We start from the raw sequence: 19,262 nt of genomic DNA, 5'->3' as shown, positions 1-19,262 counted from the left end.
CACAATAGAATTATTATAGTCTGGATATTTTATGTCCATAAAGTGCCTCCAATCTTTTTCTTCACATTGTTTCTATTTTATAAGTACCCTCTTCTTTAAGTTCACTTAAATTTGATTCAATAGATTTGTCCATAATACCTCCACACAATAATAACTGTGCTTAATTATGTATTTTACAAAATTGCACAAACCTTAAAAACCTGTTATTCAACATCGTCTCCACGCCGCATTGATTTGTACCTTGAATAAATTATTACACAGCTTATGACAATTATAATTGCATATAAAAAGTCATATGGTCCAACCACTGATCTACTTTTTGATGATGATGATATAACAGTATGTCCCATGAATTTTGGGCGAAGTTCTGCCTTAATACTCTCACCTTTTTCATCTAACAAATCAAATTCTTTAAGAGATGATATTCCTTTGAAATTAGAGGTGCTTTGAATAAAATAATTCTCCTTTGTAATTTCCATTAAGAACTTAGAACCATCTTCATATGTGAATTCCATTGCTTTTATTTTATTTTCATAATTCTTACCTACAATGAAACTATTATTTTTCTCACTAGCTCCAATGTATCCCACTTGAAAACTACCATCACCCATATTTGAATCCTTAAAGATAAAACGACATTTACCATTAATACCTTTTTCGAATACTCCATAGCCAATTACATTGTCATATGTAAATAGAGTTATTATGTTATTATCTATATTTTCTATTTCCTCAATCTTTAGATCATCACTTTTTCCAAACTTTTTTAATTCAACTTCTAAACTTGATTTATCTGTGTTTACTGGATACTGAATAAAATATATTCCGATTATACTAACTAGGCAAATAAAAATAACAAGTGGTATAGTGTACTTATTTAAAAATTCCTTGATTCCCATAAACCCCATGTGCCTTAAGCTCCCTCCCTAATTTTTATAACTTTAAGATGCTTTTTCTGATACTTATGCTGTTGTTAATTTATATACAAATCAAAAACGACGTAAATATTATTTATACGTCGCTAAATTATATTGAAGTTGTTTTTTATTCAAAATACGGTGTGAAATTCCCACTTATATTAGCTTGAAATCCGAATTTTACTCTTATTTCATGGCCATCATATAGTTCAGGGAGTTCATCATAAGAAAACCAACCAACCTCACGTGTTTCCTCTGAAGTAGTCTTATTTCCGCTAATTAATTTACCCTGTAATAGCACATGGCAATATTCTTCATTTTTCCATGGAATATACTTATACTCATAGCAATTAGAACTAAAAACTCCTAATAGTCTTATAACTTCAATGTTATATCCCGTTTCCTCAAAACACTCTCTAACCGCACATTTAGCTGGTGTCTCACCTAAGTCATGAAAGCCTCCTGGTAAGGCCCATAAGTCACTATCAACCCTTTTGATTAATAAAACTTGCTTTTGTTCATTTAGCACAAAAGCATCACATCCAACTAAAGGCGTTACTGGTTTAGGCATAAATAAATCCCCCAATCAAATTACAATATTTTATAAATTTGTAATAATTACTCTCATTGGTTATTATACCAAATATTATTCTAAAGTAGGTTTATTTTCTAATAATGTTATAAACAAATATATAATGTCGCAGAATAATTTAAAAAGTATTATAGCAATTATCGGTATCATAATTGTTGATATGTTATAAATTACACCCATGAAATTCTGATATAATTGCAATCCCTTTCCTGATGTTCCAATAAAAAAATAGAGACCTCTCTTATTCAAAAAATTTATACCTAATAATACTATAAGAAACAAACCCCAACGAAAAAAATTATTAATTAGACTTTTAGAATTTTTCATTTTCTCCCCCCAAAATATGATAATTTCATAATCAATTACTCTTACAACGCACCATAATTTAATTTATTGTTATTTCTTTTCAAGTGGTTCTTCCATAAATATTGGTGAAAATCTATTTGTTTTTATATATTCCATTAGCTCTTCATGGATATATGGTACATAGTTAATGTTTTCTAAATCAGATATTTGAACCCACTTTGCTTCACTTACAATTTCTGAATCATCAGGGTCTATATCAGGTACAGTTGGAGGAGTAATCTTATCCTCTCCATTCATAAAACAACGAAATACAAGACTTATTTTTGGCGTTTTCCCATAAATATAATTGCAATTATTAGGCTCATATTCAAGTGCAAATATGAAATCACCCACAGTAACACTTAATCCAGATTCTTCAAATATTTCCCTTGCCACAGCTTGTCTAACAGTTTCACCTGGTTCCACACCACCACCTGGTATATTGTAATATTTGCCACCTCCAAATTCATTTAATAAAATCTTGTCATTATTAATAACAATACCTCGTGCACTGACTCTGATATGAAAACTCATTGAAAATCCCCCCCCTTTGTAGCATAAAAGTTCGTTTTACTTTTTCTCTCCAAAAGCTTGTCGTTTATTGCAGAAGATAACTTGGCTAAGTTATTTATCTAATATTTTACTAATAATTGAGTCTTGAAATTCTTCGTTAAGCATATCCATAAGGACCTCATCATACTCTTTATTTCCATATATAATGGACTTTCTTCTCCTACCAATTTCCTTGAAACCACACTTTAACGAGGTTTTTATTGCTGCTTCATTAAAAGAATAAGTTTCAATCATTATATTTCTTAGATTTAGAATATTAAATCCAAAGTCTAGCAAAAGTTTAGTAGCCTCTGATCCAATACCTGTGTTTCTATCAGTTCTTTCCCCAATAAACATACCCATAACTGCATTTCTATTTATAAAATCTATCCTCATTAGTCTTCCGATTCCAATAACTTCATCATCATTTTCCCTTACGATAAAAAAGCCATATCCTCTATTACTATTCATATTTTCAAGATATCCTCTTTGTGCCTCATATGTAATCATATCTGATATGTCCCCTGTTCTAATGGCAACTTCAATATCATTACTCCACTTAGCAACTTTTTCTGTTTCACTAGAATCTACTGGAGATAAATAACACTTCTTTCCAACTAATTTTCTTAAATAACTCATTAACCCCATCCCCCTAAATACTTTATATATGATTCTAAATTTCATTACATAATGATGTTTCACCCTAATGCCAGAATCATAGGTTTTGTTTTTTAATAATACATTACCAGTTTTTCTTAATAGCTCTTACGAAATATTTCACTAAATATTACATAAGTATGAGTTTATCCTAAAGTCAAAAGCTATGTTTATGTTGCGTCACATGAAGAAATACAAAACACACTTCCTCTATTATTTCTTATAATAGATAATCCATTGGAGTATATGAAATCCCCTTATATTCCTGCTCCGTATCCAAATCCTTAAACCCTATTGCATGATAAAAAGGTACCGCATATGGGGAAGCATTTAATGTTATTTTTTCAATTTGCTTTTCCTTAAGTTCAGACACAATATGATTAAACAACCTTGTTGCAACACCCTTTCTATGATATTCCTTATCAACAAAAAAGCATGAAACAAATTTACTTTCTCTTATGGATATAATCCCAACAAGTTTTTCTTCTAAATATGCTCCATACATAACCTGGCTGCCATTTTTAAAGCAGTCCTTGAACTCTTCATTTTCAATAAAATTTGCTCTAAAATTAACTACTGCTTCTTTGCTATAATCTGGTGCAATGAACTCTGAAAAAGTGATCCATATTAATGAAAATGCTTTTTCTAATTCTTCATTAGCAACTTTTCTGATTAAATATTCCATAGTTTATCCCCTCCATATATCTTATAAAAACTATATGATTTGTTATTCCCTACTTTCTATTACCTTCTCACAATATAAAATGATTTAATTATATAGATTCACCATAGATAACCCTTTGATAAGAATGCTAACTAATTATTATCTTTTGGTTTCTTTACAATTAAGTATATTCCTATTGCAACTGCTATTAAAAAGAATACATAGACACTAACATCCATGTATTTGTATTCATATCCCTTTGACCAGAATTCACCAGTAGTCTCATCTATAAACCTTGATAAACTTGCTAAGGATTTTTGCAAACTAAATGTCAATATGCTAATAGCGATAATTAACCATCCAATTATTTTTTGTGTACTCATTTAGATCCCCCTTAAAATTTAGTTCTTTCACAATATATTATAATTATTTAATTATTATTATTTCACCATAGATGCACCTTGTAGGAATGTTGCGCATTAGAACTTATTCTTTTCCTACTCCGCTTAAACTGCTCTCCAAAAACCCACGAATATCTCTATCACTTTTTAAAGTGATGACTTTATGCTTATACTTTCCAACTCGTTCTTTCAATTTGTCCTTTCCAGTATCGTAATTTTTAGACCACTTAAACATACTCTTAAGCATCCTATATCCTGGATTATAAATGCACTTTTCAATGCCAAGTCGTTGCTTTATTAAGCGTTTAATTATTCTATAATTTCTTATTCTAGTAGGAACTTCAAGTAAAACAATTTTATCAGCTTCCTTAAAGCCCTGCTCAAAGCAAGGTCTACCTACATCTTCAATAATCCAACTTTGCTCTTGTATTACTGACTGAAATAACTTGTCCACTTCTCCAGACTCTCTTTTGCTATTTCCCCAAGGATTAGATTTGTCTGGATAATGTATAACTTCATCAAGTGAATGATAAGAAATACTCAATGTTTCAGACAACTTTTTTGCAAGTGTTGATTTACCACTAGCAACTGGACCCACAATATATATTTTCATATATCAATACTTCCTAACTATTAATAATCTTTATCTCACCTTAAATTACTGTTCTACTTAATCATAAGAAATTTTCCATACATACTATACTTTTTCATAGCTATTCTATAATAAAAAACTATTTGTTTTTATTATTAAACTTTAATCTGTAGCAATAATTTTGTGGTTAAACTGCATAAAGCAGCCATATACATATACACCTATTAAAGCAATAACCCCAACTGCAGCTCCTATAGGATCATATTTACATCCTCCATCATTAGTTAATGTTGGTACTAAAGTTAGCATCCATAAAATTATTGTGGGAGTATACAAAACTAAAGTTAAAACATTTAACTTTGTTTTACGCATATAAAGCAAATTAGCTAGTACAAAAAGCAATACTAATATGAAATATATGAAAAGCTCACCTAATGTAAAAAATGCTGGATAGTCAGTGATTTTCATTTGAAAAAACCAATTAATAAGAGCCCAACATCCTAAAAACAAGCTGATAAATATATTCACTATAATTTTCATTAATATACCTCCATCAAAGATATTAAGTTGAAAATTAACCCATATGAAAATTATAACATATCTTACATTTTGTTGTATAAATCCTTTATATTTGTAAGAAAGAAATTTAATTTCCATCTTTGGCTATTATTTAGTTTTAACAAGGCTTTAGGAGGTGGAATTTCGTATGTTTCACTTGGCTCCGCTATTCGTGCAAAAGGAAATATTGCTGCTCACCTTATATGTAAATGTAGGATAAACCATACAGATTTAGAAAGGTAACTTATATACAATTATGTAAAATAATTGTAATTATCTTGGTGTTTCTTTATAATTGAGTAATATAACTTTGTAAATTTATATGAATAAGTATTATTAAAAATTAAAATCAAGGGGGGATCTTTGTGTTATCACATAAAGGGACAAAATCATTGGATACAGATAGACTGTTACTGCGAAAATTTGAACTTGATGACGCAGATGATATGTTTAAAAACTGGGCAAATGATAGTGAGGTAACAAAATTTGTATCCTGGAAACCACACAGTAGTGTAGAAGATACAAAAGAAATCCTAGAGAAATGGGTAAATGTCTATAATGATACTATTTACAATTGGACTATTGAATTAAAAGAAATAGGGGAAGTTATCGGTAACATTTGTATAGTTAAGTTAGATGAAAAAAACTATTCTTGTGAAATCGGATATTGTCTGTCAAAAATATACTGGGGCAAGAATATAACCACTGAATCACTAAAAGCCGTAATTGATTATTTATTTTCTGAAGTAGGCTTTAACCGAATCGTTGCTCAGCACGACACAAACAATGCTGCTTCAGGGAGGGTAATGCTGAAAAGTGGAATGAATTATGAAGGAACGCTAAGGCAAGTTCAAATACGTAATGATAAAGATTTTTATGATCTGGCTGTATATGCAATTTTGAAAAATGATTGGTTAATTGAGGGCAAGTAATCATCATGATATATTTGGATCTTACCTTCCCTTAAAAATTTTAAGATAACTACTGAAAAAGAGCTATTTAAGTGATCTTCTACTTAAATAGCTCTTGATCTTTAAATGCATCTTTATACTTTTATAATCATTACCTTTTCCATAGGTAAATATTGAACAAGTTCCTCAGTGATTAATTGTTTTTATTATTAACTATGTTTTGTTTATAAGCAAAACTATATATGATTTAGGTCTAGTACTTTCATCTGCACTTTCTCTATTGCAACTACTGATAAATGCTATATCAATAGTTACTCATTATCTTTGATTTTCATTTATATATTCTTTGGCATCTATAACTGAGCTATAGCAAGGGATTGAAACATTACTCTCTGGTTTCTTTTTTATTATATGGCAAGTCCAAGCAGCTGTTTGGTGATTTTCTATTAGTTTTTTCATAATTTTATTCCTCCTAGTATTTTTATATCGTAGTTTATATATTGATTGTACAAGAGGTGTATAAAAAAGGATTTGATTTCAATCAATTTTTAAAACTTTTCTTAAACTCACAATTTTGATTTCAATCATTTTAATTTTATAGCATTACTTTATAATAATTCTTACAAAGCTTAATTATTCTGTAAGCAAATTCATTGTGCCACAAATAATTAATTCTATATATAATATAGGTTTCCTATATTATCAAAACTAAGGAGGCAAAATATATGAAGAAATACTTATGTCCTGGCTGTGGCTATAAATATGACCCCCAAATAGGAGATCCTGATAAAGGTATAGCACCGGGTACAGATATTAAAGACATCCCAGATGACTTAGCTTGTTCCCTCTGTGGTGTAGAAAAAGAAGATTTTGAAGAAATAAATGAATAAACCTTTTTTCCATACTATCCACAAAAATAAAAGGTAAGTGTCACAAATTCTCCATATTCATTTTAAAAGGTTCTCTGACAAACTAAATCCAGTAGAAATCATATCACCATATGCTTTCTACTGGATTTTATTTTATTTTATTTTATTTTATTTTATTCTATTTTATTTTGAATCTAAACATTGGTTGTTTTCCCTATGCTTGCCGTTAATGTTACTTTTGCTTTCTTAACCTTCTTGTGATAAGAAAACAATAAATAAATGCTCCTATGATTCCTAAAACTCCACCTATCAATGCTCCTAATACTGTAGGCAAAATATTAACTCCTATGATAACCCCTAGAAAAAATACACTTAACAATACAGATATAGTTCTTGTTAACTCATTTTTAGAACAAATATTACTTATGATCTTCTCAAAATCATCATAAAAACCCACTTCATTTCTCCTCATCTTTTATTTTTATAATAATATTTAATGACACACTTTAAGAAGTTTGTGAACTAAATACTATTTCTCTAGCATCCCTATTTTTATAAACTTATAAATCTTTCCCTCTTTTTCAATCGCTATTGCCTCATTAGTGTCAATACCCTTAATCTCAGTAATTTTACTTCCTACTGGCATATAGTTAGAATCGCCATTTTGCATAGGCATTGGTTTTTTAATTTGCTTTATTTCACCAAGTTGTTTACCAAATTCGCTTTGCGAAACTTCAGTACCTGATGGTGAATAAATCAAGTTGTTCCATGCTATCGCTGATGGGGCTCCAGGACCCACTTTTTGATTTTCACACCCAGCAAGTCCTAATATCAGCAGTAAGCAAAGTAAGAGCGATGTTTTTAAAAAATACTTTTTCATCTTTTATACCTCACCCTTTCTAATTCGCCAAATATTACCATTGTTCATCCATCATAAATTTAGGATAAATACGCAGTATTAGAAAATTACGTCCTAAAATTTATTTTTACTTTCCAATAAGTAAGTTGTAAAAATGAAATTAAAGTAGCAGAAAACCCTATAATACTGACAAGAGTATCATACTTATGGTAATGGTATGTTAATGCCAGTTGCATAGACATAAACCATACGAACAAAGGAAGCAATAAAAATGTAATATTCAGTAACACATATTTTGTCTTTCTTGCATAAATATTATAAAATATTAGAACTAAAACCAACAAACTTGATACTAAAATACAATCTCTAGAAGACATTTCAATAGGTATATCGCTTGTCACTAACATTTTATATGCCCACAATATTAATCCAAACGTGCTTATTCCAAAGCCAATAACAATATCCTTTATTTTATTTATATTCACTTAAATCTCCCCCATATTTAACATATTACTAATCCTTTTAGGAATAAGTAATTGCTACACAATATTTTACAACTCTTCATTAACTTAACTTTGTTTTATAGTTAAAAATATTCCTTTAAATATAATTTAAAGGCAAGAGAATCTGCCAGTGATCTACTTGCAATATTATTTTCATCGGTTGTCCAAGTAAATACTTTGATATATTTGCCATTGTATTCATAGAATAATTACATACAACTTTGGCATACCCTTTATTCCTTTGTGCCTCATTTGTCCTAACTCCTATTACTTCGGCTTTATTATTATTTATAGGAGCAATTCCACAAACAGACACAAATTTATATACTTATACCAAAACTCCTTTAATTTTTTATTTCATAAGTTACTTCCGTTAAATTAAGTTTAAAACTAATGGGCCAGTTCATATTTGTTAAAGTATCCTTTCTAACAAATACCATAAAGTCTTCATTCTCAAGAGAATTTCTATAGATAGTTACATCTTCAATCTTGTTATTATCTCTATCATAAACTTCTGCAGTAATATCGGGAGAAAGAAAATAACTATGCTCATTTAATTCAATTTCTTTTCCAATAGTAACTAGTTCACCTTTATCTCTTTCAACCTTATCCTTCTTTTTGAAATTGAATCTCAGAAAGCTATTGTCATCACCCTTTATATTATCTAAATAAATAGTTGTATTCTCATCACTGTATAACTTTTCTTCTACCTTAATTTCATCTTTAAAATAAGTATTAAGCTTCTCCCTATCAGGCATTTTTTCTTCAGCTACCTTTAACCATGCTTCAATTGGTTCCGTGGTAATGTTATAACTTACATCTCCAAGAGCTAATATACTTTTCATAATATAACTTTTAGCCTTTATATTATTTTTGTAACTTTCCACACCGTAAACTATGAGGATTAAAATTGCAAATCCCAAAGCACCAAACTTAAATATGTCTAATAAACCTTTTGGTTCCTTATCTTTCAACTGTTTACCCTCCCTAAACTAATCTTTTTAAATTTCGCCACATCATTTGTCCTTAACGCCAAAATGTAATTATATCAAGAATGAATTCAAAGATAGCGCCAATAAGGGATTTATCTTTAACACTTTCTATTTCTTTTTTTAAAGATTCTGCTTTTTCATCTGTGTTATGATTATATAAATTTTTACCCATTATGGCTTCCCCCTTATAGAAAAAATTTAATTGAAATACATAATAGTTCATTACTTTTGTAGCCATTTACTCTTAATTGGTATGATCAAGTTAATCTAAATTTACCCTGCCATATACTTCACTATCGCAAATTATATTAGCAGACTGTTCATTTAACCATTGAAAATAAAAATAACCACTACTAAAGTTCCTAAGTCCATATATAGATCCATGATTTAAAGGTTTTTTAAATATAAGGTACTTCTTTTCATAAATCTCGCTATAGCCACTGTGCATTCCAGAACTTTCTGTAACAACTACTATATTTTTCTTATTAGGCGAGCTAAAATATAATTCCTTCTTCTCATTCAATAAGTAGTTAAAGATATTAACGAAAATTAGTAAAGCTAAAAATCCATAACAAATAAATTTATTATACTCTAGCTTATCCACAAAAATCTTTACACCTAAAATAAGCAAAACTATATCAATAGTAATCATAGTAATACTTCTTATAAGAAATAAATCAAACAACATTTGAAGAATAAAAAAACTTAACATTATAAGTGTTACTATTAATACACTCCATTTAAATATTTTATTTTTATTAAGCATAACTTCTCCTTGTAGTTTGAATATTTTTTATCTTAAAATTAGAACTTGTTAACTGCAGTATTGGGATACTGTAATAAAGTCGCTTATTTTAACGCTTGCGACACATCTTTAGAAAATTGCGTTGTAGTTTAAAGTCTATTATTTCTTTGTAACAATTTAATTGTGCCGATTTTTAAGATACCCATATCTCAATTGATTTTTTTTGAAACCACTTACCAAATAGATTATAAAATTTTATTGTCATTCCACCACCGCTTAAATAATCCACTTTACTATTATCAGACACTGCCCAAGTATTATCTAATGTTAGCTTAGCATTCAAATTATCAATATCTATTTTTCTAAAATTAAGATACAGGAAATCTCCTTCTTTATTTGCTTTTTTCTTTATTTCTGTAGGGCTTAATACAATGAGTTTAATATTCGGTAACACTGGCAAGAGATTAGAATCAATAATTTCAGATGATATAATTATATTTTTCTTGTCTTTGATAAGACTATAATCGGGTATTTTACCATACACTACTGCTGTTTCAATTACTCTTTTTATTAACTCTTTACTTGAATTATCATTTTCAGGTTTAAATGTTACGAATGAAATCAACAATAGAATAATCATTATTGACGTTAAGATTAGATTTCTTTTTGTTTTACCTCTCACTAATATCACCCCCTTTAAAATTTTAATTATTACATAATTAAATACTATAACGCACAATATTAATTTTATTTAAAAGTGTCTACATCACTGGTTATTCTAATTAAACCTAAGTATTCTTGTGGCATGCTGCGATATGGTTTGTTCAAAATCACCTTACAGTTTATACCATTGATTTCGGTTTCCCACTTTGACATTTCTTCGTGACCCAAGGTGCCACCCATTATTCTTTCTCGTGGTTCCTTCACTGTGTTTTTCTTGCCATATTCTTTCGTAAATTGATTATAAACTTGGTGTGTGCTATCAAAGCCGCCATATAAAAGAGTTGCAAAGACAATAGCTTTTTCCCACTCTTCCTCTGGTAGAGAATACTCATTATTGTGATAAGATGAGAACCCAATATGAAGAAACCTCTCCCCATCCTTAATTGAACTTGAAATAGTCGCAACAATTTTTCCATTTTTATTAAGAGTATATACGGTTTGTCCTTCAAGGGTTTGCCCTACAAATGGAGAGTGTTCTGACCCTATTATCGTCCAAGAAAGCCCTGCTCCTTTTAGTGCCTTATCAATGGTGGTAGAATTTAGTGGATATTCTGGCATTGTTAAAGTCTGCTTTTCGCATCCAAAGAATAAACCTAGGGCTATAATTAACACTAGCATTAAGAAAATATATTTTTTCATTTTTTACCCCCATGAAAGCTTAGTTGATATTGTGTAATTTTTTAAACAATGTGGTACTTCCTTATATTTCTATTTTACCATATAATTACTGTAATAATATACCTGTAACTTCTGCTTACTTGTACTTGAAGTAAAAACAAAAGACAATTCTCAGCTAAGACTTCACCATAGTGAAAGCTTTAGCTGGAAATTGCCTATCGCTTAGTTGATTTTAAATTTTAAGATGAATGCAATAAAAGCCACTAGGAAAATTATCTTGGAACTTCATAGCTCCTTGGGTACTTTTCTTAGTGGCATGAATTTTTTTAACTTTAAATTATAACTTCTTAATTGTAGTATTTGAGTACGCTGTTAAAAAGATGATGAACTAACTTTACTTCAGATATGTTTATAATGTGGAAGTGAAATTTTCAGTTTTTTCATCTCTCCATAGATTTAACAACTTACTCATTTTTCTTCTGCTATCAATAACGAAAAACGGTTTATTAGGATATTTTTTATGTAAATTCATTATAGTATGTTTACGTGTTTTAGAGAAACTCCATAAGCCTTTACAAAGGCGTAAAAACTCCTTATCAAATTTTTCTTCAAGATATTGGGGTGTATCTGAACGCTTTTTACCATTTCTTAATAATACACTAACCAAACAAACAAAACGGTTTATATCAAGAAATATTATTAAATCTGCCGAATTAAATCGCAACTCCATTGTACTAGTATGATTTCCCTCAATTATCCATTTTGCCTTTGATGTAAGCTCCATTTGTTTCTTTATCCATTCTTCTTTTGGTGGTTGTTCCCAATTAGGACGCCAAAACTCAACATCAAGATGAACAAGTGGCAAACCCGTGATAACAGACAATTCTTTAGATAAAAAACTTTTTCCACTACCATTGTTACCAACAATAATAATGCGATTATATTCAAATATATTCAATACTATCACTTCCTAAAATATAAATAATCCTTGGTTCGTAAATTTTCAATTGTTTACTTACCATAGATTCACGATGAATCAGTGTTTTATAACCCATCACAAGTTATATATTCTTTTATCAAATCTTTAAAAGTATATAAATAACCTTATATTTAAATTATTTCCTCATGAGAAGCTCTTCTTTATAATTCATCTCAGCATATAAATTACTTAAATCCTTCATAACCTTTGTGTCTATGTTCTTATATACAAATCTGGTTGATTCTTTACTATTATATTTATATAAGAAAATTTGATTTTGGGACACGCCAATTAGGTAAATATAACCACTATCCATTTTAGTATTATCAAATAAAGAAATCATAAAGTCAGGATCTCTATCTTTTCCATTACTTTCTATGCAGCTTATTGTTTTTAAATACTTAGCTATTTCTTCTATATCCTGTTTATTTGTAACTATTTTGCTCCTGCCTAACTCTTTTGAGCTACTGGTTATTGTTAAGTTTGAGAATTCAATTCTTTCGGTTATATCTACTGGAATATCCTCAAAAGGCTTCATTATTTGCTTATTTTCTGACTTGTCACATGCAGTTAATAAAAATATAAAGAACGAAATGAAAAGAATAGAAATGCATCTTTTTTTCAAAACTTCATCCCCTTTTTATTTGATAGTACAATCTTACAATGGATAGATTATGAATTAGCATTAACCACTTCTAAATACCTATTGATCACACGTCTATGTCTTTCTAAGATATTATCAGGTATATTATCAATATCAAAGAATCTGCAATCAAGGGTTTCAGTACCATCAGGCTTCAATGTACCAGAAAATTTTGTGGTGTAATAAGCTATTAACACTACATAATATTCATCCCCGTTTTTTAGTTTAACAAAATTATCACTACCTGAAAAAACATCAATCAGTTTTAAATCATCAATTACTAACCCTGTTTCTTCAAAGATTTCTCTTCTCCCTGCATCCTCAGTGGATTCGCCAAGTTCAATCATGCCACCTGGTATTCCCCATGCTCCAAAAGGTTCGCTTCTTTTTTGTAGCAGTATTTGCCCCGCTTCATTTACCACCACTACAGTTGATGCCACAAAATTAACAGGTGTTGTGCCAATTATCCCTCTTAAGTTCTCTACATACCCCATTTAATTTACCTCACTAAATTTTTATATGATTAATTTATCTCTTTATAAAATATCTCAATAACCATATTCCATAGAAGTCTTCCAAATCCTTCACCTATTTTCTAACTCTTCTTTTGACACCACTCGCCACCCATGTGCTTCAAGATTCTTTAAATACATTTCTAAACTAATTTCCTCAATTTCTATTGCAACGGGTGCTAAAGAGACCCAACATTCATCAATAGCATAATTTAAAGTAACTTTTACAACTTCGTATCCATTATGAAACTTTGGGTGAAATCCTGGATCATCTATTACATCACCTTGAACAGGACGAATATTAGATTCAAAGGTTTTCATCATTACCTTATACATACTCTTTGTCTTTTGTTCATTTACTGATGATACAAAAATCATTAAGTTTATTTTCATTATGGCCTTCTTTTTTCCTTCTGCCGCTTTATTATTTCATTGTTTTCTTCTTTAAAGTTATACACTGCCTCAAATCAAAAAGTCCTTCATGAATTGATTTACCTGCTCCGGATTATCTTGATTTGAATTATGTGATGCGTTTTGAATAAAGTAAAGTTTACAGTTACTATCACTTTTGGCCCACGGAGTAGCAACCTTTTTAATGTTTCCCGTTTTATCATCTTCCCCACAAAGCAGTAGTACAGGTTGCTTAAACATAAACTCTGGATCGAAGTGTAGGCACCCTATTACTTCCATCATAATATCAATAAAGGTTTCCTTATCAATGTTCTCAAAGCAGCTCTTAACATAACTTTTTACACTATCTTTGTTTCCACAGGCATCAGCACTTTGTTTTATAAGCATCTTCCAAGGATAGCAGTTAAATATAAACTTAGAAGATTTTAGAGAAAACTTTTCCAAACCTGTGAGTTTCCCTGTGTTTCTTGTACAATCGATTAATACTAGTTTCTCAACTAGCTTCGGATAATAATAGGCTATATCCTGAGCCAAATTTCCACCCATTGATTGCCCAACGATAATTGCTTTATCTATATTATAAATCTCATACAATTTCATACAATCGCTTATCATATCCTTAAAATGAAACTTTTTGCCATGATCTAATTTAGACATGCCATGCCCTCGAGAATCCCAAGCAATTAAATTATATGTACTATCAAACACCTGAAATTGCTCCTGAAACATTTCATGGTCCACACCTGCTCCATGAAAAAATAAAACCCATTTGTTCTCCGATCCCTTTCTAAACCAATAATGAACTTCACAATCCAAATTCTGAAAAACTAGATGCTCCATCTTATCCATAATTACACTTCCCCCTTACCCCTTAAGTAGCTATTTTTACTTATAATAATATTGCTTTAAGGATTCCATCATAGCTTCAAATTCAATGGTATTTGCCATTATTTTTCCCATATCCATATCTTCCAGCCCTCGCATGAATCCTTCTGCTATGCAAAGTATTATGTTAATCAAAACCTTCACATCATCTGGATTTTTAAATTTATCATAATCAATAATATTTAATAAATCTTCTTTTCCAACTTTAAGCATTACTTTTTTCTTTTTGTCCAATTCAAGTCTAATCTCTTCAAAGGTTTCGTAATATGCTCTTGTTATGAACTTATATAAATATGGATACTCATGTATCAAATTCATCCTATGCTTTACTGTTATGCTCACTAATTCAAATAAATCCCGACTTTGTCCATTAATATTTTCTACCTTTTCTCCATTTAGAAATTCAATAGCTGTATCAAATAAAAACATATAGTATTCCTTTTTATTTTTAAAATAATAAAATAATAATGACTTAGAGATATTCCCTTCTTCTGCAATTGCTGACATAGAAGCCTTCTTATAAGGATATATAGCAAAGAGTTTGTATCCTGCATTAATGAGGTTTTGCTTTTTATCTAATGGTAACTGAAAATATGATTCGTTCATAATATTCTCCTTAATAGACCAAAACGGTCAGTAGATTAATTTTATTTTACATCCACTGACCGTTTTTTAGAAGACTATATCACTGCTAATACATTGCTTTTAGCTATTTCATAATGATATTTTTTGTTTTTTATACTCTTGTATTATGCTTTGTTACCGCTTTTGATATTTAAATTCATTAATAAGTTCTATTTTTTATCGACTTATTATAATTTTAGACTCTGTTAAGAAATAGTGCTGAAAATCATGTATATCATTTATAGTGAACGTTATCCATATATTGTATAATAAAGTTAATTCCTAATTGTAGAATTAGGCGAAACTAACTTATTATTATAAATTGGAGGTGTCTTATGGATAAGTATAAAAAATTATCAATAGTTTCCACTATAATGGCGATTATATTATCTAATATAATGAGTGCTCATGTAGCTATTGTGTATTGTAATAAGGTTAATTTAATAAAATATGAAGGGTCCGGTGATGCACCAGGTTATCCACTTTTAGTTGCTATTCCATATATTATAATAATTTTATTTACTCTTCTAAACTCCTATATATTATGGAGAAAATCGGAACCTGTAAAAAAAGGTTTTTAGTGCCACATTATTCTTTTTAGAAGGATATGAGTTTTTAGTAAAATGTATATCTTTTCTCGTATATTACAAAATCCTGTAAAGAATCTCATACTAAATATGAAAGTTAACTTTGAAAGGAAAAGTGACGCAAGCTTTAACTTTACGTCACTTAATAAAAATCAGCAATTATCTACCTCAAATCATCATTCTAGTTACAACATGATTTTGAAAGGAAACTCACCCAGGCTCATCGTGCTTAAACAAGTTTAAGTGCTTTAACAAGTTTAAGTATTTAAACAAGCCTAACATGGGAGTGAAATTTTCTTCCTAAGCCGCCTATTGAAATGATCTTACTTATTATTTAGTGCTTAAAATTAGAATTTTTATAGGTAACAATAATGTGTGCAATACCAAAAATTACAGTTGGTATAATGGCTAGATAATTATGAAGCCATATCTCAGCAAATATAAAATATACCACTGGAAGAACTGTCAATCCTAAAAGAAGGATCAAATCTGCCTTGCCTAAAATAAAGAATCCCCACAGCACATAGTAGGAAATCAGTGTTATTGCCATAATAATTGTATAGGCACATAGAACTTCAGAGGTTTGTTTTCTTACAACAAAAATAAGCAAGAATATAAATATTCCCTGACTTCCGTGCTCAATGACATCTAAAATCCCATGTGTATTTCCTTTGTTCTCTGAACCAGCAGGTGTAGGAATTACGAAGTAAAATATGTTTGGTATCATCGGTAATAAAAACACTATAAACCCAATCCATGAAAAACTTAAATAGTACTCCATCAGATTTTTACCCCCATTCGTTACTAAAAACATCATATAAATGTAACCTTATTTTCCTTTTGAATTTGAGAGATAGTATTCGTGTTGAGTTTTTATTAATCTCAAAATTTCAGGAACATGCTCTTTTGTAATTGCTAGTATATCTATTAATTCATTTCCACATCTAAAATATCTCTTACCATCAGGATACTCATGAATATATCCAATTGGTGATTCATTGCATTTTCCGCAGTTATAGCACCCTGTATATTTAAAATCATATTCTTCAATAACATTTTTCACGCTATCATGAAAGATTCTTGAATAATCCTGAGATGCATAAAACTTCATTTTTAATTGGGGTTTGTTATCTTTATATGAAAACTTTAAAAGATGTTTTTTTGTCTTACTACTTGTAAAAACATAATTAATATCTTTAGTTTTTGCTCTTTTAGCTTTATAGCCAAGTTCATATGTAAAGATGGCTATCTCTGAATAAATTTTTTTATCTACATCATTCAAACTGTTAAGAAAGTCATTTAAAGTTGTATCCATTTAAGCACCTCTTTCTTAAGAAAAAAAACAATTAATTATTGTTAAGATTACCATCAAAACTAAAAAGATTATTGATATGTTTTTTCCAAGCTTTGCACCATAGTGTTCTTTGTATCTATCACCTATAAAAATTGCTACAACAAATAAAACTGTTGAAATAATTCCAACTGGAAATTTGATTCTAACAACATCTAATATAATTTCACCAATAGTTTTTACCCCAAAATAACTAAATGAAAACATGATAGCAATTATAGAAAGTATAAGCGATGATGTTCCTATCCCCCACTTTTTTTTGTTAACATTATTTACTTGCCCCATAATATCCTCCCTATTTATAATTAATTGTGTTTTAACTCACGTCGCTTGATATTCAAGACATGGCATAACTTTAGGTAAAATTATGTTAGTTCCCTTTTTTATATTGTAATTTGACTACTCCTTATAAGCATCAATAATAATTGACACCATTCCTAATCTACCGTCATTATTTCTAGTATCAAATCTTAGTGATCTACCAATGATACCTTGATCAGGGTTCCAATAATTAAAATGAAATCTTCCATTTTCATCACAGTATTCAAGTAAATCTACTGTAAATCCTGCTTTTTCAAAAACTTCTATTAAGGTCTTGTAGTTGTAAAAAACTTTATGAGTATACGCTGGATGGTCTATATTTCCTGGTCCTCCTGGCTTACACATATTATGGTACCATTCATTTTTATAATTAATATCTGGAACAGCTACTCGAACATATCCACCATGTTTCAAAAACTTATACAAATTTTTCCCAGCTTCCACTCCTTCATCATAACTTAAATGCTCAAATACATGTTCAGCTAAAAATGCATCAACAGATTCTTCGTTTTTAAATAATTTGAAATAATCACTGATCTCTAATAGATTTAGATCGTTTTCTTGTGTTGCAATCCATCCCTCATAAGAAGTATTTCCTGCTCCTATAATAATCCTTTTCATGTCACAACTTTTCTCCTTCAAATTCCTATTTATGCTCCAATTATATAAATAACATTTACTTTACAACTAGTTACAATCATATCTCTGTAACTATATTTCTTAATAGCTTGAAAAATCCTTATACATTTAAACTTAACAAGAATTCTTTAGTAAGTTTGATTTTCTTCTTCTTTTAAATCAATAGCCACGTAACTTTCAACTTTTTCTTCTTCATAAGAAATTTATGTATTAATCATTTATCTCTTCAAATTAACTTTTCAAAATAATTTTTGCACTATCATATTTATGTTTTATGATTTCTTTTGCTTCAGGGCATAGTTTATTCCAACTTCTTTCAATCTTTTCACTTACCCAAATTGCCCCTTCTGTTACTTCCATTTTTCTTGTAAAGTACGCAAGATGTAATAGTGAGGGCACTTGGTCTATATGCGCCATAGCATCAGCACTTGCAATGCATACTGACTCTTTAGTAGTTTTTTCGAGCACTACACTTCCCCTGTGCTGAATAATACAATCTTTAATGATACTAATTTTATCTTCTGGATAATTGAAACCTTTTAAAATCTTTTCTGCCTCAATTGCCCCGTGGATATGATGCTCTTTATACATTGCTGCATCTTTTACGCTTGCATAATCATGCAATAAGGCTGCTATTTCAACTATTTCTCTATCTGCTCCTAACCTTTCAGCTAGTAACTTTGCATATTTAACAACTGCAGTAACATGATAAGTCCACCCTTCATAACCAAATACATTAGTGTCCTTCTTACTTGCTCCTTCAACTATGTTTGAAATAGCCTGTACTAACTCTTCTGATTTCAAATCAATTC

Annotated in this window: 31 protein-coding genes; 3 read left to right on the top strand and 28 right to left on the bottom strand. The window is 29.6% G+C overall.

Annotated features, from left to right (window positions below; all coding sequences use genetic code 11):
• Positions 1 to 203: 203 nt before the first annotated feature.
• From RR409_RS18700 to RR409_RS18665, 8 genes are all read right to left on the bottom strand, one after another.
• Positions 204 to 908 carry a hypothetical protein gene (locus RR409_RS18700; RefSeq protein ID WP_332559293.1) on the bottom strand — a complete coding sequence of 235 codons (705 nt, stop codon included), beginning with the start codon at positions 906 to 908 and terminating at the stop codon, positions 204 to 206.
• 136 nt (positions 909 to 1,044) lie between these two features.
• Positions 1,045 to 1,488 carry an NUDIX domain-containing protein gene (locus tag RR409_RS18695; protein WP_332559292.1) on the bottom strand — a complete coding sequence of 148 codons (444 nt, stop codon included), beginning with the start codon at positions 1,486 to 1,488 and terminating at the stop codon, positions 1,045 to 1,047.
• A gap of 417 nt (positions 1,489 to 1,905) precedes the next feature.
• Positions 1,906 to 2,388, bottom strand: a complete 483-nt coding sequence (locus tag RR409_RS18690) for an NUDIX domain-containing protein (RefSeq protein WP_332559291.1) — start codon at positions 2,386 to 2,388, stop codon at positions 1,906 to 1,908.
• 90 nt (positions 2,389 to 2,478) lie between these two features.
• Complete coding sequence (locus RR409_RS18685; protein WP_332559290.1) at positions 2,479 to 3,045, bottom strand: GNAT family protein; 567 nt, start codon at positions 3,043 to 3,045, stop codon at positions 2,479 to 2,481.
• 238 nt (positions 3,046 to 3,283) lie between these two features.
• Positions 3,284 to 3,748 (bottom strand): GNAT family N-acetyltransferase, encoded by a 465-nt coding sequence (locus RR409_RS18680; protein WP_332559289.1) that lies wholly within the window; start codon positions 3,746 to 3,748, stop codon positions 3,284 to 3,286.
• A gap of 131 nt (positions 3,749 to 3,879) precedes the next feature.
• Entirely contained in the window at positions 3,880 to 4,110 is a 231-nt protein-coding gene (locus tag RR409_RS18675) for a hypothetical protein (RefSeq protein WP_332559288.1), read from the bottom strand.
• Positions 4,111 to 4,213: 103 nt separating this feature from the next.
• Complete coding sequence (locus tag RR409_RS18670) at positions 4,214 to 4,741, bottom strand: AAA family ATPase (protein WP_332559287.1); 528 nt, start codon at positions 4,739 to 4,741, stop codon at positions 4,214 to 4,216.
• Positions 4,742 to 4,882: 141 nt separating this feature from the next.
• The gene (locus tag RR409_RS18665; protein ID WP_332559286.1) at positions 4,883 to 5,260 is read right to left on the bottom strand and encodes a hypothetical protein; all 378 of its coding nucleotides are present in this window, start codon (positions 5,258 to 5,260) and stop codon (positions 4,883 to 4,885) included.
• A 383-nt stretch (positions 5,261 to 5,643) separates the two neighbouring features.
• Here RR409_RS18665 and RR409_RS18660 point away from each other — a divergent pair, with 383 nt between their 5' ends.
• Positions 5,644 to 6,210 carry a GNAT family N-acetyltransferase gene (locus tag RR409_RS18660; protein WP_332559285.1) on the top strand — a complete coding sequence of 189 codons (567 nt, stop codon included), beginning with the start codon at positions 5,644 to 5,646 and terminating at the stop codon, positions 6,208 to 6,210.
• A gap of 297 nt (positions 6,211 to 6,507) precedes the next feature.
• Here the strand turns inward: RR409_RS18660 and RR409_RS18655 are convergent, their stop codons facing one another.
• A complete protein-coding gene (locus RR409_RS18655) occupies positions 6,508 to 6,690 on the bottom strand; it encodes a DUF3787 domain-containing protein (RefSeq protein WP_332559294.1) in 183 nt (60 codons plus the stop codon).
• A 224-nt stretch (positions 6,691 to 6,914) separates the two neighbouring features.
• Here RR409_RS18655 and RR409_RS18650 point away from each other — a divergent pair, with 224 nt between their 5' ends.
• Complete coding sequence (locus RR409_RS18650; RefSeq protein WP_332559284.1) at positions 6,915 to 7,079, top strand: rubredoxin; 165 nt, start codon at positions 6,915 to 6,917, stop codon at positions 7,077 to 7,079.
• A gap of 211 nt (positions 7,080 to 7,290) precedes the next feature.
• Here the strand turns inward: RR409_RS18650 and RR409_RS18645 are convergent, their stop codons facing one another.
• The 14 genes from RR409_RS18645 to RR409_RS18580 form a co-directional block, all read right to left on the bottom strand.
• On the bottom strand, positions 7,291 to 7,515 hold the full coding sequence (locus RR409_RS18645) for a hypothetical protein (protein ID WP_332559283.1): 225 nt from the start codon (positions 7,513 to 7,515) through the stop codon (positions 7,291 to 7,293).
• Positions 7,516 to 7,587: 72 nt separating this feature from the next.
• On the bottom strand, positions 7,588 to 7,938 hold the full coding sequence (locus RR409_RS18640; RefSeq protein ID WP_332559282.1) for a hypothetical protein: 351 nt from the start codon (positions 7,936 to 7,938) through the stop codon (positions 7,588 to 7,590).
• Between the two features lie 86 nt (positions 7,939 to 8,024).
• On the bottom strand, positions 8,025 to 8,402 hold the full coding sequence (locus tag RR409_RS18635) for a hypothetical protein (RefSeq protein WP_332559281.1): 378 nt from the start codon (positions 8,400 to 8,402) through the stop codon (positions 8,025 to 8,027).
• Between the two features lie 362 nt (positions 8,403 to 8,764).
• Entirely contained in the window at positions 8,765 to 9,394 is a 630-nt protein-coding gene (locus RR409_RS18630; protein ID WP_332559280.1) for a hypothetical protein, read from the bottom strand.
• Positions 9,395 to 9,446: 52 nt separating this feature from the next.
• Positions 9,447 to 9,584, bottom strand: a complete 138-nt coding sequence (locus RR409_RS18625; RefSeq protein WP_332559279.1) for a hypothetical protein — start codon at positions 9,582 to 9,584, stop codon at positions 9,447 to 9,449.
• A 90-nt stretch (positions 9,585 to 9,674) separates the two neighbouring features.
• Positions 9,675 to 10,178 (bottom strand): hypothetical protein, encoded by a 504-nt coding sequence (locus RR409_RS18620; RefSeq protein ID WP_332559278.1) that lies wholly within the window; start codon positions 10,176 to 10,178, stop codon positions 9,675 to 9,677.
• 172 nt (positions 10,179 to 10,350) lie between these two features.
• Positions 10,351 to 10,839: a hypothetical protein gene (locus tag RR409_RS18615; RefSeq protein WP_332559277.1), complete on the bottom strand. Its 489-nt coding sequence runs from the start codon at positions 10,837 to 10,839 to the stop codon at positions 10,351 to 10,353.
• A gap of 65 nt (positions 10,840 to 10,904) precedes the next feature.
• Positions 10,905 to 11,519 (bottom strand): hypothetical protein, encoded by a 615-nt coding sequence (locus RR409_RS18610; RefSeq protein ID WP_332559276.1) that lies wholly within the window; start codon positions 11,517 to 11,519, stop codon positions 10,905 to 10,907.
• A gap of 388 nt (positions 11,520 to 11,907) precedes the next feature.
• A complete protein-coding gene (locus RR409_RS18605) occupies positions 11,908 to 12,456 on the bottom strand; it encodes an AAA family ATPase (RefSeq protein ID WP_332559275.1) in 549 nt (182 codons plus the stop codon).
• Positions 12,457 to 12,613: 157 nt separating this feature from the next.
• Positions 12,614 to 13,102: a hypothetical protein gene (locus RR409_RS18600; RefSeq protein ID WP_332559274.1), complete on the bottom strand. Its 489-nt coding sequence runs from the start codon at positions 13,100 to 13,102 to the stop codon at positions 12,614 to 12,616.
• 47 nt (positions 13,103 to 13,149) lie between these two features.
• A complete protein-coding gene (locus RR409_RS18595; RefSeq protein WP_332559273.1) occupies positions 13,150 to 13,614 on the bottom strand; it encodes an NUDIX hydrolase in 465 nt (154 codons plus the stop codon).
• A 90-nt stretch (positions 13,615 to 13,704) separates the two neighbouring features.
• Positions 13,705 to 14,025 carry a hypothetical protein gene (locus RR409_RS18590; protein WP_332559272.1) on the bottom strand — a complete coding sequence of 107 codons (321 nt, stop codon included), beginning with the start codon at positions 14,023 to 14,025 and terminating at the stop codon, positions 13,705 to 13,707.
• Between the two features lie 69 nt (positions 14,026 to 14,094).
• Positions 14,095 to 14,892: an alpha/beta hydrolase gene (locus tag RR409_RS18585; protein WP_332559271.1), complete on the bottom strand. Its 798-nt coding sequence runs from the start codon at positions 14,890 to 14,892 to the stop codon at positions 14,095 to 14,097.
• Positions 14,893 to 14,928: 36 nt separating this feature from the next.
• On the bottom strand, positions 14,929 to 15,534 hold the full coding sequence (locus tag RR409_RS18580; RefSeq protein ID WP_332559270.1) for a TetR/AcrR family transcriptional regulator: 606 nt from the start codon (positions 15,532 to 15,534) through the stop codon (positions 14,929 to 14,931).
• 353 nt (positions 15,535 to 15,887) lie between these two features.
• Here RR409_RS18580 and RR409_RS18575 point away from each other — a divergent pair, with 353 nt between their 5' ends.
• Complete coding sequence (locus RR409_RS18575; RefSeq protein ID WP_332559269.1) at positions 15,888 to 16,133, top strand: hypothetical protein; 246 nt, start codon at positions 15,888 to 15,890, stop codon at positions 16,131 to 16,133.
• A 340-nt stretch (positions 16,134 to 16,473) separates the two neighbouring features.
• Here RR409_RS18575 and RR409_RS18570 read toward each other — a convergent pair whose 3' ends face one another.
• The 5 genes from RR409_RS18570 to RR409_RS18550 form a co-directional block, all read right to left on the bottom strand.
• The gene (locus RR409_RS18570; RefSeq protein ID WP_332559268.1) at positions 16,474 to 16,920 is read right to left on the bottom strand and encodes a hypothetical protein; all 447 of its coding nucleotides are present in this window, start codon (positions 16,918 to 16,920) and stop codon (positions 16,474 to 16,476) included.
• 48 nt (positions 16,921 to 16,968) lie between these two features.
• Positions 16,969 to 17,454 carry a hypothetical protein gene (locus RR409_RS18565; RefSeq protein WP_332559267.1) on the bottom strand — a complete coding sequence of 162 codons (486 nt, stop codon included), beginning with the start codon at positions 17,452 to 17,454 and terminating at the stop codon, positions 16,969 to 16,971.
• Positions 17,455 to 17,469: 15 nt separating this feature from the next.
• Positions 17,470 to 17,775: a hypothetical protein gene (locus RR409_RS18560; RefSeq protein WP_332559266.1), complete on the bottom strand. Its 306-nt coding sequence runs from the start codon at positions 17,773 to 17,775 to the stop codon at positions 17,470 to 17,472.
• Between the two features lie 114 nt (positions 17,776 to 17,889).
• Positions 17,890 to 18,432 carry a hypothetical protein gene (locus RR409_RS18555; protein ID WP_332559265.1) on the bottom strand — a complete coding sequence of 181 codons (543 nt, stop codon included), beginning with the start codon at positions 18,430 to 18,432 and terminating at the stop codon, positions 17,890 to 17,892.
• Between the two features lie 249 nt (positions 18,433 to 18,681).
• Positions 18,682 to 19,262, bottom strand: a 581-nt coding sequence (locus tag RR409_RS18550; RefSeq protein WP_332559264.1) for an HD domain-containing protein, incomplete at its 5' end; no start/stop codon positions are given.

Source organism: Clostridium sp., from assembly GCF_036642255.1.
Lineage (GTDB): Bacteria > Bacillota > Clostridia > Clostridiales > Clostridiaceae > Clostridium_J.
Note: the sequence above shows the minus strand (reverse complement) of the source record. Positions and strands in the feature narration are given on the sequence as shown.